The following is a 13,550-nucleotide window of genomic DNA, read 5'->3' as shown; positions in this document are numbered from 1 at the left end:
GGCGTTCGCCGCGATCGCGTCGGTGATCCGGCCCCACGTGCTTCGGGCAGCTCGTGTCCCATGCCGGGAATCACCACAAGCTCGGCGCCGGCCACAGCGTCCGCCGTGGCACGTCCGCCGCTCACGTCGACCAGGGGGTCGCTGTCGCCGTGGATGACGACCGTCGGGATCTTCAGTGTGCGCAGCGCGTCGGTGCGGTCGGCCGCGAGCGCGTTGGCCGCGATGTGGCGAAAGACGCCGGCCGGGGGCACCAGCGCATTGGGGTTCTGGAGACGAACGTCGGCTGGGGTCGGTCAGTGAGGCGCGGCGGTTTCGGTCGCGCAGGACGCTGCGGGCGCCCCGGCGTGGGCAGCGCTGTCGATGTTGTCCTCGACCCAGGTGCGTAGCATCTTGAGGGGCACCGCCGCGCTGTGGCCGAGTTCGGTGAGTGAGTATTCGACGTGCAAGGGCACCGCCGGGTAGACCGTGCGATCGACGAAGCCGAAATCCTCCAGGCGCCGCAGTGTCTGGGTCAGCACCTTCGGGCTGACTCCCTGCAGATGGCGCTGGAGTTGGCCGAAACGCCGGGGTCCGTCCTCGAGTGCGCCGATGGCCAGCGCGGACCACTTGTTCGCCAGCAGGTCCAGCATCGCCCGGCACGGGCATTGCGCGGCGTACACGTCGTGGTCGGAATGCTGTCCGGTCAGGCACATAGTGGGCATAGCAAGCCTCTCACCTCGATGCTTCCCGTTGGGAAGTTCCAGCCCTTGCGGGTAACTATCTCCCCGCAGTTACTTTCTCCGGGCTCCAAGGAAAGCCCACTGGGATCTTTCCTGCAACCGATCCAAGGAGAACCAGTGTCTGACACCTCGATGCGCGCTGTCGTCCAGCACACCCTCGGCGGTCCCGAGGTGCTTTCGGTGCAGCAACAGCCCCGCCCCGAACCGCTGCCGACGGAGGTCAGGGTGAAAGTGCATGCCGCCGGCATCAATCCGGTGGACTGGAAGACGCGGGCCGGAGCCGGAATGGCGGGCGTGCTCGGCGAGCCGCCGTTCATCCTTGGCTGGGACGTCTCCGGTGTCGTGGAGAAGGTCGGCTTCGGCGTCACGACCTTGCGGGAAGGTGATGAGGTCTACGGCATGCCCTGGTTCCCGAGGGCGGCCGGCGGGTACGCCGAGTACGTCACCGCGCCGGCTCGGCAGTTCGCCCGCAAGCCTTCGACCGTCAGCCACGAGCAGGCTGCCGCCGTACCGCTCGCCGCTCTCACCGCGTGGCAGGCCCTGGTGGACACCGCCCATGTCGAGTCCGGGCAGCGCGTGCTGATTCACGCGGCCGCAGGCGGTGTGGGCCACCTGGCTGTCCAGTTCGCCAAGCACCTCGGTGCCTATGTCGTCGGCACCGCTCGTGCGAACAACCATGAGTGGCTCACCAAGCTCGGCGCGGACGAGGTGATCGACTACGCCGCCGTACGGTTCGAGGAGGTGGTCTCCGACGTCGATGTCGTGGTCGACCTGGTCGGCGATCTCCACGACACGAGCACGCGGTCGCTGGACGCGTTGCGTCCCGGTGGCCTGCTCGTCGCGGTGCCGGCCGGTGTGTCGCCCGAGCTGGCTGCCGCGACCGAGGCGAAGGGCAGGCGGGTGACGCCGTTCCTGGTCGAGCCGGACGGGCCCGCACTCGCCGCCATCGGCGTACTGATCGACTCCGGTGAGGTGATGGTGGAGGTCGAGGAGGCGTTCGAGCTCGAGCAGGTGGCCGCGGCTCATCTGCGCGGCGAGTCCAACCGCACCCGCGGAAAGCTCGTCCTGCGCCTCGCTTCCTGAACGTTCACCGCGCGAGGTTGCGTCGTTCGTGGACGAGGAGAACCCGGACGGCGATGTGTGGATCCGCCGGTTCGACGTCGTCACAGCCGAAGTCGCCGGCCGGACCGCCCCCCAGAGTGGTCCGGCCGGCAGGTCGGCTACCCGTACTCGACGCCGGCGAAGGTCTGCCGGCCGGCTTTGTCGAAGGTACGGAAGTCGATCTCCATCGCCCGGCGTCGGTGGACCGCGCCCGGTTGCGACGCGGCCACGTAGCCGCCGCCCGCAACCACCGGTACGCCGTACCAGGGTGAGGCGCCGCCGGTCCACCGGATCCGCACCTCGACCCGTGCCACGTCGGGCATGGTGGCGAAGCTGAAGTCGGCGAAGAGCACGGTGGACCGGCCGTCCGGAACCTCCGCGATCGTCCACTGACCGTTGATCGGCTCGGCTGCGTTGAGGGCCGCCCTCTGCTCGAACGGGATCCCCGCCCTGACCGGGTCGAACACCTGTTGCAGGTCCGAGTCCAGACACTGGGCCCAGACGCCGTCCCGGGTGGTCAGGGTCTGTGTGAGCATCCTGTCCCTCGCCGGTCGCAGCTCACCGTTGTGACCGGGCAGCACCTTCAGCCAGCGTGCCTGGTGCACCGTCGCGGTCTCGGCATCGGCCGGACGAGCCGGATTCGGTGCGCCGTTGTGACCCTCGCGATGCGCCAGGCACTTCCGGGCGGCTTCCTTGGCGTCGGCGGCGGAGGCCGGGCCGAGGTCGAGCGACACCCGCGGGGAACTGCCGGCAGGCACCTTCTGTACTCCGGCAGGGCTCGGGGAGGTGGTCGACGGGGTGGCCGCCGAAGGGCCTGGGTTGTCTTTCGGCTGGGCGAGAACGACCACGCCGGTGGTGATGACGGCGATTCCGCAGGCTGCGGCGATCACCGGTACCCAGACGGAAGCCTTGCGCTGGCTGCGCCGGGCGTTCTTCACCAGTTCGGCGCGGAGCTGGTCCGCGTAGTCCGGGTCGAGTTCTTCGACCGGCGGTGGGGTGCTGAGGTTCATCGGGCCTCCTCCGGTCCGGTGTGGTCGAGCAGAGCCGGCAGCCGGCGTCGGGCGCGGGAGAGTCGCGCCTTGACGGTCCCCTCGGCGACCCCCAGGACCGCTGCCGCCTCGGCGAGCGGCAGTTCGGCCCAGTAGACGAGTTCGACCGTCTCCCGTTCGTGCGCAGGGAGTCGTTTCAAGGCAGCCCGCACGGCCTGGATGTGCCGCTCGGAGTCGAGCCGGGCAGCGACGGTGTCCGCATGGTCCGGGTGGTGCAGCGGCATTGGCTGCCGACTCACGAACTGCGCCAGCCGCCGCTTGGCCCGGGTGGTGTTGCGGAGCTCGTTGCGCGCGAGCGTCAGCAACCACGCTCGGGCGCTGTCCTGGAGCAACGGCCCCGGATCCGACCGGCTGAACTGCCGCCACGCCGTGATGAAAGTCGCCTGCACCGCGTCGTCCGCTGACCCGTAGGAGCCGGTATGGCGTACGGCGTACGCGTGCACGATCCCGGAGTACCGGCTGAACAGTTCTCCCAGGGCGGCCGGCTCACAGCGGCGCAGGGCCTCCCACAACTCATCGTCGGACGGCCCCGGCGGCACGGCAGGAGGCGGCATGTCCGGCCGCCTCGATGTCATGGTCATACCTAACAGGGTCCGCAGGTCCCCGCGGGGTTGCCGAGCACCAGACGGAGCGCCCGTCCTCGCAGACGCTTGCGGCTCGAAGGTGCGTTCCGGCGGCACTCTTGCTCAGCAGGCAGGCCGTGCCGTCGCGCAACCGGTCCCAAGCACCCGGGTCGACGACCCGGGCTAGATGGCATTGACGCGCAGCGGGGCAAGGTCCGCCGCGAGATGGCGGGCGCCGTACTCGACCGCACCGTTGGTCGCCCCCTTGACCCAGCGAGCCTGGTCCCGGCCGCGAGGGCGGTCGGTAGGTTGGTGGCTGGTTCCAGTACTCGGCCATGAGCACGTCGCGGTGTACGGCACGGTTCGGAGCAAGGCCGCCGAACCTGCGGACAGTCAGCCTTGGTGTTCCGTGTGTTTATCCGAGGCGATGAATCCCAACGGTGTGGACCATGCCGCGAGCAGGCGTAGTGCGTCCGCTCCGTTTGCACCGGCGAGGACCACTCGGTCTTCGGAGCAGTTCCTTCGCAAGTGCGCTTATCAAGGTCGTCCGCGTCCGGTCGTCTGCCGATCCCGTTTCGCGATCCTCTCGGTTTGAAGGGCATACCACGCTCCTGATCAGTTTCGTTGCTGACCAGCCACTCTGGTCCCGGGCTCTTCTCTCGAAGCGCCCAAGCCGTATGAGCTCCGAGCAACTACGCGCATTCGGCCCACGAGATCGCGCTCGCGATTTCTAGCGGCTCAGCTTCGCTCCCAGGAAGAAGATGCCCGGCTGGGTCTCGAAGCCGTCGCTGGGGTTCGACTTCAGCGTCGACCTGGCGATGCTCAGCGTGCCGGTCCGGTCGTTGCTGACGAAGAAGATCGCGCCGCCGCCCTCGTTCGCGTGGTTCTCGCGGATCACGGTGCCCTCGACGTTCACGGTGAACGTGTTGCCGTCGGTGTAGATTGCGCCGCCCGAGCCGCCTCCGGGGGTGCCGGCCTTGGCCGGATTGGCGCCTCGGCCGATCGCCTTGTTGCCGGTGAACACGCTGTTGAGCACCGTCCACGAGACGCCGATGCTGCTCAGTGCGCCGCCGTTGGAGCATCGTCCGCCGCTGAAGGTGCTGTGCACGACGTACACCGGCCGGTTCTCCGACTGCGACAGCACCCGGATCGCCGCGCCGCCCAGGTCGGGGCCCGTACTGTCGCAGCGGTTGTCGGTGAAGCGGGAGTTGACCACCTTCAGCCGCCCGCCGCGGACGAAGATCGCCCCTCCGCCGCCGCCCTCGGCGGTCTCGCCGGTCGCGTTGCCGCGGGTGAATGTCAGGTTCTGCACGGTCAGCCGGGGTGTGGGCTGGTCCTGGCAGTGCGAGGTGGTGAAGCGCTGGGCCTCGTCGCAGGTGTTCTGGTAGAGGATGCGGCGTTTGCCGCCGCCGCTGAGCGTCACCCGGCCACCGCCGTCGAGCACGACGTCCGGACCGTGGTCGTTGCGGACCTTGGCGGTGGCGTTCATGGTGATCGTCACCGGGGCCGGCCCGCAGTTGAAGGTGATCACCCCGCCGGCTGCCACGGCCGCGACCACGGCCGCCGACGTACAGCCGGCCGGCGTGCCTTTGCCGACGACCCGGTCCGGCCGTTTGGTGTCGACGGCCTGCGCCGCGGCGGGGACCGTGGCGTCACCGCCGGGGTTGCCGGGGCTCGGGAGGGCCTGCGGCCGCTTCGATGCAGATGGGCTGGGCGTGGGCGACGAGCGGGGCGTCGGCGGCGCGGAGACCGACGCGGACACGGAGGCGGATGGCGAGGCGGACACGGGGGCGGGTGATGACGGGGACACAGAGGCCGGTGCCGAGGCGACCGGCGTGGGCGCATCGGACGCCGGCGGCTGGGCGGTGCCATCGTCCCCGCAGCCGGACAGAGCCAGGGCGCAGATCACGGTCGCGGTCAGGGCGGGGAAAGAGGAGGATCGCACCGCGCAATGTTAGGTGCCGGCGGGCAATGGCAACAGTGCTTGGATGACAGCGTGCTGGGCCGCGATTGACTGCATCTCGTACGTCGCTGGCTAACCCAATACTCATGCCTGTATCCCTTTCTATAAAGGGGATCGCGCGGCACTGCGGTACGGCCGCAGTACGGTACGGGCGCAGTACGGGCGGTTTGACGTCAGCCGCGGTCCCGATGGTCCTGCTGCTCGCCGCGGTGATCCTGTCCCTGACGGTCGGCACCACCACCCCGGCCGAGGGTCGCGAGCCCGTCCCCGCCGACCAACTGCAGCTCGGGCGTCGACCGCCGCGTCAAGGCGTGGGCGCAGTGCACGTCCGGCTACGGGACCTACCGGGTCTGGGCCCGCTGCAACTGGAGCGCCTCGACGCTGTACGGCCAGTGGAAGGCACCGAGCAGACTCGGGCAGTCGGCCGTGTTCTGCGTGACCCCCACCAACCAGGCCGGCATCGTCATGGCCCACGGCACCAGAAGCGCGACGGCTGAGTCGGTCAGCCGTACAGAGCACGTGGCGCTGCACGCTCCCTGACAGGCCCGCCGCTGGACAGCCTCCGGGTAGTCGACACGCCGTTCCGCAATGCGAGCTCTGTCATTGCTGTCCTGCTCTGTTCGGTGGCGCCAGCGAGACGACGGCTTCACCATCTGACGTCCGGCTACGGGTGATGCGTTTCGTTCGGGCGTACTGGGTAGGGGACGTGGATGAGGCCGACTGCGCGCGCTTGGCCGGCGGCGGGTCGGCCGCGCAGGACGCGAACAGCACGACCAGCTCGCCGGCGTCGACGTGTCGGTCGGCGTCGGCGCCTGACCGCGTGGTGCCGTCGACGCGGCGTAGACAGTCAGCAGCTGCGCGCGGATCGCGGTGGTGTGCTCGGGCCGTAGCAGGTGCCACGGGACGGTCCAAGCGCCGATGCCTGAGCTACCTTGGAGCACGTGGACAGGACACAGCGGCGGCACTGCGGGAGCTCGTGGATCTCGCAGAGAGCCTTCCGGGCCAGTTCAAGCCAGAGTTCGAACTGGGCTACTGGGCGGGTGTCTCGGAGGGCGCGGAACGGTGGTACGTACGATTCGAGGGCGACATCCGTGACAACGAATTCACGGTGCTAGGGTCACTCAGCCGCGGAGACTTTGCGACTCGCGGCGCGCGAAGCGAGGGCACGCGTCTCCTGACAGAGCTGGTTCGACGGGCTGAGTGACAGGCGCCGCGCCCTCGGGCAGGCCAAGCGCACATCTCGGAGCAGTCCTGGGCTTACAGGCCTGAGCAGGTTGCGCACGACAGCGATCTTGTTCTGAGGGATTTCGCAGAACGCATCGCGGCGGAGGCGTCGACGCTGTACTGAACATGCATGGCTTCCCGCCTGCCTCGACGAGACCACCCGGCAAGGTGAGCGCCGGTCGGTTGAGCGTCTTCACCATGAGCCGCCGCCATTCTCGTCTCACCCGAGCACGCCGGTGGCAAGTACTTGCGCCGTCACGATCGCCGCGGTCGTGCTCGGCTCGGTGGGAGTGTTGGTCGCAACCTCGCTCGGTCCGGTGAGGCATCGCGGCCCGTCGTCACAAGGGCCGTCGCTGTCTGGTCTTGATCCGTGAGCATGCTCGTCGGCCCACCCCGGCCGCCGGGCTCGAGGCCGGACGAGAGGAAGCAGAACAGTGAGCGAACACGTTCTTGAAAGTGCGGCGCAGGACTTCGCCGACGCCACGGCCAAGCCGCCGTTGCTGTACGAGCTGGGTGTGGACGGCGCGCGGGCGTTGCTGGACAGTGTCCAGGCGGGGCCGGTGGAGCTGCCCGAGGTTGACGAGAAGTGGATCACCGTCAGCGCGCCGGTTGGTGACGTGGCCGTGCGCATCGTCAAACCTGTTGGTGTACAGCACGTTCTGCCGGTGGTGTTGTACGTGCACGGTGGCGGCTGGATTCTGGGAAACGCCGGCACCCATGACCGTCTCGTCCGTGAACTGGCCGTCGGCGCCGGCGCGGCGGTCGTGTTCGTCGAGTACGACCGGTCGCCTGAGGCTCGGTACCCGGTCGCGATCGAGCAGGCCTACGCCACGGCGCGGTGGATCGTCCGGCACGGCGACAGCGAGAACCTCGATCCGGCGCGGTTGGCGATCGCGGGCGACTCCGTCGGTGGGAACATGACCGCGGCGCTCACCATCCTGGCCAAGCAGCGGGGCGACGTGACCTTCGTCCACCAGTCCCTCTACTACCCGGTGACCGACGCCGCGCAGGACACCAGCAGCTACCGCGAGTTCGCCGATGGGCCGCACCTGACGGCCAAGGCGATGGCCTGGTTCTGGGACGCGTACCTGCCCGATCTCGCGGCCCGTGCCGAGATCACCGCATCACCGCTGCGCGCGAGCCTCGACGATCTCGCGGGACTGCCGCCGGCCCTCGTTGTCGTGGACGAGAACGACGTGCTGCGCGACGAGGGTGAGGCCTACGCCCGCAAGCTCATCGCGGCCGGTGTCCACACCACGAGCGTCCGCTACAACGGCACGCTGCACGACTTCATGATGCTCAACCCTGTCCGCCACACCGCGGCCAGTACGGCCGCGATCCAGCAAGCCGTCCGGACGCTGCGAGGGGTGCTGCACTCCGAATGATCTGGATCGACAAGACGGAACGGAGCCAGACCATGAATTCTCGCAGGCCGCTGTCGTGACCGACTTTCCTCCGATGATCGTGCCGGTCGATCACACCGCGCCGGTTCCGCGCCGGATCAGGGCGACTCTGGCAAACCGCTGCGTCGTCGACACCACCAACGCGCTCTACCTGTGGGAATGGCCCGGCTATCCGGCGTACTACATTCCCGTCGAGGATGTGGCGGCCGGGTTGTTGCGGGACACCGGGCAGACCGAGCAGCAGGATCGTGGTCTGGCCCGGATCCACGAAGCCGGTCACGGGCTGGCCCGCGTGTACGACGACGGGCTGGTCCCCGGACGGGTGAGGTTCAACTGGGACGCGATGGACGCCTGGTTCGAGGAGGACGACCAGGTCTGGGTCCATCCCAGAAGCCCGTACCACCGGGTGGACCCCATGCGCTCGTCGCGACGGGTCCGGGTAGAGCTCGAAGGGAAGGTCCTGGCCGAGTCCGACGCGACGGTGATGGTCTTCGAGACGGGGCTGCCCACTCGGTACTACTTCCCCCGGCACGCCGTGAACTTCGAGCACCTGACCGCGAGCCCGACGTGGACGCAGTGCCCGTACAAGGGGCGCACCAGCGAGTACTGGTCGGTGGGGGACCAGCCCGACCTCGCATGGTCGTACGACTTCCCCACGGTCGCGCTGCGCCCGGTCATGGGGCTGGTCGCGTTCCTGAACGAGCAGGTCGACCTCACCGTCGACGGGGTGCGTCTGGACCGCGTCGTCACTCACTTCTCCCGCTGACCGCGAGCGGGGTGTTTGCAAGTACCAACGGCGGGCCTGGGGTCCGTACGAGCCCGATCTCAGGGACTAACAACCGCTCTTGCCTCGGTGAGCTGCGAGATGGGTGGCAAGTGACCAGGTGACGGTGGGCGCTGCCTCGATGTTGACGAGGTGAGCTCCCTTCGTGGTGACGAAGGACGACCGGGCAATGGCGGCTGCGAGGCACCGGACCGTGTCGGGTGGGGTGGCGGTGTCGTCCTGGCCGGCGATCACGAGCGTGGGCACGGTGATCGTGCCGAGACGATCACGCAGGTCGAAGGCGGCGATGGCCTCGCAGCAGGCCGCATAGGCGACCGGCGAGGTCGAGCGGAGCATGGCGATCAAGCGCTCGGCTTCGGCCGGGTGGGCGACGGCGTACTCATGAGTGAACCAGGTGCCGTAGCGCGACGGGACCAACGCCTCCGTGCCGGAAGTCAGGACGAGCGCGGCGCGCGCGGGCCAGGAATCCGGGTCCGGGAACCGGCTCGCGGTGGCCATCAGTGTCAGGGATTCAAGTCGGTCGCTGGAGACGGCGAGTTGCTGGCCGACGGCGCCACCGAGCGAGACGCCCGCGTAGTGGAAGCGGTCGACGCCGATTCGGTCCAGCATTCGCAGCACCGCGGTGGCGAGATCCCCGACGAGGAACGGCTCCGGCCAGGTGGGGGAGCGGCCATGACCTGGCAGATCGAAGCGGACGATCCGGTACTTCGCGGCCAAGGAGGCGACCTGTACGTCGAACAGACCGGTCTCGGTGCCGAGGGACGGACCGAGAACCAGCGTCGGCGCGTCGAGTGGTCCGTCGACCCTGGGGGCGAGGGTGTTCACAGCGCCGAGGGATGCCGGCACAGCGGCGTGACGGTCACGGTCATGAACGGGAACAGGGGGAGATTCCAGAGGATCTCGTGGAGTTCGCCGGGGGAGTCCACGTCGAAGATGCTGACGTTGGCGTACTGGCCGACGACCCGCCAGATGTGCACCCACTTGCCCTGGTCCTGCAGGCGCTGGCAGTACGCCTTCTCGCGGCTGAGAGTCTCCGCCTTCGTCGCCGGGTCGAGGTCGGGCGGAAGGTCGACGTCCATCGTGACGTGGAACAGCATCGATCAGTCCCTTCGGAAGGCGCGGAGCTTGTCGGGATCCAGTTCGATGCCCAGGCCGGGTCCGCTGGGCAGGTGTAGGTGTCCGTCGGCGTAGTGCAGCGGCGCGGTGAGCATCTCCTCCGCCATCAGCAGTGGTCCGAACAGCTCACTGCCCCAGGTCACTCCAGGAGCCGCGCAGGCGAAGTGCAGTGAGGCGGCGGTACCCACGGGTGACTCGATGGAGGTCGCGCCGTGCGTGGGGATGCCGGCGGCTGCGCCGATGGCGGCGATGTCGAGGCTCGCGCGCAGACCGCCGCACTTGGTCGTCTTGACCGCGAAGATGTCCGCGGCGCGCAGCCGGGCCAGGCGTACGGCGTCCGACGGGGTGCGCAGGCTCTCGTCGGCCATCACCGGGATCGGCAGTGCGGCGCTGATCTCGGCGAGTGCCTCGATCTCGGACCCGGGCACTGGTTGCTCCACCATCTCGACCCCCGCCTCGGCGATCCTGGAAAGGTAGGTGAGTGAGGTGAGCCGGTCCCAGCGGGCGTTCAGGTCGACGCGGACCCCGGCGACGCCGGCGAGCTTCTCGGCGACGGCCTGGATCCGCGCGACGTCGGCTGCCGGGTCCTGAGCTCCCATCTTCAGCTTGAAGGAACGGTGCAGCCCCGCGTCCAGCTTGCTGAGCGCCTCCTCGACGACCACCTGGGCGGGCTCGGTGCCGAGCGCCCAGGTGACCGGGACCGAGGTCCGGGCGAGCCCGCCGAGCAAGGTGTGCACGGGTACGTCGAGGCAGCGCGCCCAGGCATCGTGCAAAGCGACCTCGACAGCGGCCTTGGCGAACAGGTTGGCCGCGATCACGTCGGCGATGTCACCCATGATGCCGTGCAGGTCGTCGACCCGGCGGCCGAGCAGAACCGGCGCCATGTACTTCTCGACGACCAGCTGCATCGTCTCGACCGATTCCCCACCCCACCAAGGACCTGCGGGCACGACGCCCTCGCCGACACCGCTGATCCCACCGGCAGTACGGACGAAGACGTACATCACCGGCTGAGCGTCCATGACGGCCCGGGCGAAACGGTGCGGGCGCTTCAGCGGAACGTCGACCAGCATGGTCTCGACGTGGTCTATGCGCAGGTCGTCGGTCACGACGGATCCCTTCTGGGCGGACGGATCAGGACGTCGCGGCGGGCTCGAGCTCGAAGTCGTAAGTGACCGCGTAACCGCCGTCGTCCTGCCGCTGTGGCGCGAGCACGAGGTCGTCCTTGGTCGCCGAGGCGACGTCGGAGTCGAGCCAGTCGCCGCGGTCGAAGTACAGCTGGGTGGTGACCTGGCGGTGTCCTTCGGCGCGGACCATCAGGTGCAGATGGGCAGGCCGCCAGGGGTGCCAGCCGGCCGCCGCGATCATCGCGCCGGTCGGGCCGTCCGTCGGGATCTGGTACGGCGCCGGTTTGATCGTGGTGATCGCGAACCGGCCGTCGGTGTCAGTGACGATCACACCGCGCAGGTTGCCGGCCGGGACGTTCGGTGCGAAGCCCGAGTAGTAGCCGTCGGCATCGGCCTGCCAGAAGTCGACCTCGGCGCCGGCCAGCACGGTACCGTCCAGCGCCCGGACCTGGCCGCTGAACACGAGCCGGTCGCCCTGCTCGTCCGGACGCATCGGCAGCGTCGCCGTGGCCGGCAGTCGCTGCTGGCCTGGTAGGTAGTACGGTCCCTCGATCGTTCCCGTCGTACCGCGCTGCGTCCTGGCCGCGACCTTCTCGATCTCGTGCTCGACGAACACGTCGAGGAACAGCGGCCACTCACCGACTTCGCCGACGTCCATCAACCATCGTTTCACCGCCTGGAACTCCGGGTAGCTGACCTCCTCGGTTCGGATCACCTCGTAGATCGCGTCGAGCGTCCGGCGGACGAGGCGATCGGTCCGCTCCTGGGAGGTCTCGGCGGTGGGCCGGCGGGCAACGCTGGCCCGGAAGGCGTCGGACGCGTTCGCGCCGGCGTCGGCGGCGCTGGGAGATGTCTGGGTTGCGCTCATGGTGGTGTCCTTGTGGTCGAGGGGCTCAGGAGCGGTGGCGCAGGAAGGAGACGTCGTCGTTGCCGATCAGGTCCGGTACGGTCCAGCCGTCCAGGTCGTACTCCGCCAGGCACTGGTCGGCGAAGCCCTTCATCGCCGCCGTGGTGCCCTGGGCGTCGGCCGCGAAGAGCAGCTCGGCCTTCACGTTCTCGTGGTTGCCGGAGTAGTTGCGCTCGTACAGCTCGTGCCGGCCGCCGAACTCCGACCCGACCGCGTCCCACAACGCCTTCATCACCTTCACCCGGTCGACCGCGTCGTACCCGTTGGAGCCGCGGACGTACTTGTCCAGGTACGGCCGGACCTCGGGCGTCTTGAAGTCGATCGAGTGGGAGTTCAGGTAGATCAGCCCGCTGGCGACGTCGGACTCGATGATCTCCTTGATCCGCGGGTAGGCCTGGATCATCAGCATGCGATAGGTCAGGCCGTAGTCCAGCTTGGGCAGCAGCGCCCCACCGGTCCACTCGTCGGGGTTGCGGGCCATCGCGTCGGCCAGGGCGTAGAAGGTGTTGCGCCAGCCGATCACCTCGCCGACCCGGGTCTGGACTCCGCGGAAGTCCTTGCTGCCGGTCATTTCGAGTGCCTTGAGCAACAGACCGGCGATGAAGTCGATCTTGGTGGCCAGCCGGATGCAGCCGTGGAAGGTGAACCGCGGGATGAAGCCGGACACCGGGAAGAAGCCGTTGATCTTCTCGATGTCGCCGTACAGGAAGACGTTCTCCCACGGCACCAGCACCTTGTCGAAGACGAAGATGGTGTCGTTCTCGTCCATCCGCGACGACAGCGGATAGTCGAACGGACTGCCCATCACGGCGGCCTGCTGGGTGTACGACGTGCGGCAGATCAGCTTGATGCCCGGAGCATCCATCGGGACCGTGCAGATCAGAGCGAACTCCTTCTTCTTGATCGGCAGGCCGTAGTGCGCGATGAAGTTGTAGTTCGTGATCGCCGAGCCGGTGGCGACGACCTTCGCACCGGACACGATCAAGCCGGCGTCGGTCTCCTTCTCCACCTTCATGAACACGTCACCGACCTCGTCCGGCGGCAGGTTGCGGTCGACCGGCGGGTTGATGATCGCGTGGTTCCAGTACAGGACCTTCTCCTGCGACTCGGTGTACCAGCGGCGGGCGTTGTCCTCGAACGGCGCGTAGAACTCCGAGTTCGCGCCGAGCGTGCCGAGGAAGCTGGCCTTGTAGTCGGGGGAGCGGCCCATCCAGCCGTACGTCATCCGGGCCCAGGTCTGGATGGCCGTGCGGTCGGCGAGCAGATCGTCGACCGAGTGCGGGCTGCGGAAGAACGGATGGGTCACCCCGCCGCTGCCGGTGTCGGTCGGCACGGTGAGCTTGTCCTTGACGGCCGGATCGTGCAGCGCGTCGTACAGGCGGGCGGTCATCCGGACCGGGTTGCGGAACGCGGGGTGGGTGGTGACGTCGGCGACCCGTTCGCCGTAGATCCACACCTCCCGGCCGTCCTGGATCGACGCGATGTACTCGTCCCCGGTCATGGGGGCCGTCGCGGTCGGGGTGGACTGCGGCGTACGGTCCTGCTGAATCGTCATGGTCTGCCCTTCTTGTGCTGCGATGGTCAGGGCCCGGTT

The 13,550-nt window shown here is 68.6% G+C and carries 14 protein-coding genes; 4 read left to right on the top strand and 10 right to left on the bottom strand.

The window, feature by feature from the left end; genetic code table 11:
• Positions 1 to 293: 293 nt before the first annotated feature.
• Positions 294 to 692, bottom strand: a complete 399-nt coding sequence (locus tag BWI15_RS11930) for a winged helix-turn-helix transcriptional regulator (RefSeq protein ID WP_202817623.1) — start codon at positions 690 to 692, stop codon at positions 294 to 296.
• Positions 693 to 836: 144 nt separating this feature from the next.
• Between BWI15_RS11930 and BWI15_RS11925 the strand changes: the two genes are divergently transcribed.
• Positions 837 to 1,802 (top strand): NADP-dependent oxidoreductase, encoded by a 966-nt coding sequence (locus BWI15_RS11925; protein ID WP_237771233.1) that lies wholly within the window; start codon positions 837 to 839, stop codon positions 1,800 to 1,802.
• A gap of 137 nt (positions 1,803 to 1,939) precedes the next feature.
• Here the strand turns inward: BWI15_RS11925 and BWI15_RS11920 are convergent, their stop codons facing one another.
• From BWI15_RS11920 to BWI15_RS11905, 3 genes are all read right to left on the bottom strand, one after another.
• Positions 1,940 to 2,830: a hypothetical protein gene (locus BWI15_RS11920; RefSeq protein ID WP_077014381.1), complete on the bottom strand. Its 891-nt coding sequence runs from the start codon at positions 2,828 to 2,830 to the stop codon at positions 1,940 to 1,942.
• Positions 2,827 to 3,444 (bottom strand): RNA polymerase sigma factor, encoded by a 618-nt coding sequence (locus tag BWI15_RS11915; RefSeq protein WP_077014380.1) that lies wholly within the window; start codon positions 3,442 to 3,444, stop codon positions 2,827 to 2,829. The genes BWI15_RS11920 and BWI15_RS11915 overlap by 4 nt, the downstream gene beginning before the upstream one ends.
• Before the next feature lie 718 nt (positions 3,445 to 4,162).
• Positions 4,163 to 4,933, bottom strand: coding sequence for a hypothetical protein (locus BWI15_RS11905; RefSeq protein WP_237771232.1), 771 nt, complete (start codon positions 4,931 to 4,933; stop codon positions 4,163 to 4,165).
• Here BWI15_RS11905 and BWI15_RS40035 point away from each other — a divergent pair.
• Positions 4,920 to 5,390 (top strand): hypothetical protein, encoded by a 471-nt coding sequence (locus BWI15_RS40035; protein WP_237771231.1) that lies wholly within the window; start codon positions 4,920 to 4,922, stop codon positions 5,388 to 5,390. The genes BWI15_RS11905 and BWI15_RS40035 overlap by 14 nt on opposite strands.
• 346 nt (positions 5,391 to 5,736) lie before the next feature.
• On the opposite strand, the gene BWI15_RS40455 is transcribed toward BWI15_RS40035, so the two are convergent.
• Entirely contained in the window at positions 5,737 to 5,862 is a 126-nt protein-coding gene (locus BWI15_RS40455; protein ID WP_269087163.1) for a hypothetical protein, read from the bottom strand.
• A gap of 1,191 nt (positions 5,863 to 7,053) precedes the next feature.
• Between BWI15_RS40455 and BWI15_RS11900 the strand changes: the two genes are divergently transcribed.
• Complete coding sequence (locus BWI15_RS11900; protein WP_077014379.1) at positions 7,054 to 8,004, top strand: alpha/beta hydrolase; 951 nt, start codon at positions 7,054 to 7,056, stop codon at positions 8,002 to 8,004.
• Positions 8,005 to 8,059: 55 nt separating this feature from the next.
• A complete protein-coding gene (locus BWI15_RS11895; RefSeq protein WP_202817622.1) occupies positions 8,060 to 8,788 on the top strand; it encodes a DUF427 domain-containing protein in 729 nt (242 codons plus the stop codon).
• A 66-nt stretch (positions 8,789 to 8,854) separates the two neighbouring features.
• Here BWI15_RS11895 and BWI15_RS11890 read toward each other — a convergent pair whose 3' ends face one another.
• The 5 genes from BWI15_RS11890 to BWI15_RS11870 are packed head-to-tail and all read right to left on the bottom strand — an operon-like array spanning position 8,855 to position 13,511.
• On the bottom strand, positions 8,855 to 9,631 hold the full coding sequence (locus BWI15_RS11890; RefSeq protein WP_077014378.1) for an alpha/beta fold hydrolase: 777 nt from the start codon (positions 9,629 to 9,631) through the stop codon (positions 8,855 to 8,857).
• A complete protein-coding gene (gene catC, locus BWI15_RS11885; RefSeq protein WP_077014377.1) occupies positions 9,628 to 9,903 on the bottom strand; it encodes a muconolactone Delta-isomerase in 276 nt (91 codons plus the stop codon). Before catC ends, BWI15_RS11890 begins: the two co-directional genes overlap by 4 nt.
• Positions 9,904 to 9,906: 3 nt before the next feature.
• On the bottom strand, positions 9,907 to 11,031 hold the full coding sequence (locus BWI15_RS11880) for a muconate/chloromuconate family cycloisomerase (protein WP_077014376.1): 1,125 nt from the start codon (positions 11,029 to 11,031) through the stop codon (positions 9,907 to 9,909).
• Between the two features lie 25 nt (positions 11,032 to 11,056).
• A complete protein-coding gene (locus BWI15_RS11875) occupies positions 11,057 to 11,917 on the bottom strand; it encodes a dioxygenase family protein (protein ID WP_077014375.1) in 861 nt (286 codons plus the stop codon).
• A 25-nt stretch (positions 11,918 to 11,942) separates the two neighbouring features.
• Positions 11,943 to 13,511 (bottom strand): 4-hydroxyphenylacetate 3-hydroxylase family protein, encoded by a 1,569-nt coding sequence (locus tag BWI15_RS11870; RefSeq protein ID WP_077014374.1) that lies wholly within the window; start codon positions 13,509 to 13,511, stop codon positions 11,943 to 11,945.
• Between the last annotated feature and the right edge of the window lie 39 nt (positions 13,512 to 13,550).

It is taken from the genome of Kribbella sp. ALI-6-A, from assembly GCF_001984195.1.
Taxonomy (GTDB): Bacteria; Actinomycetota; Actinomycetes; order Propionibacteriales; family Kribbellaceae; genus Kribbella.
Note: the sequence above shows the minus strand (reverse complement) of the source record. Positions and strands in the feature narration are given on the sequence as shown.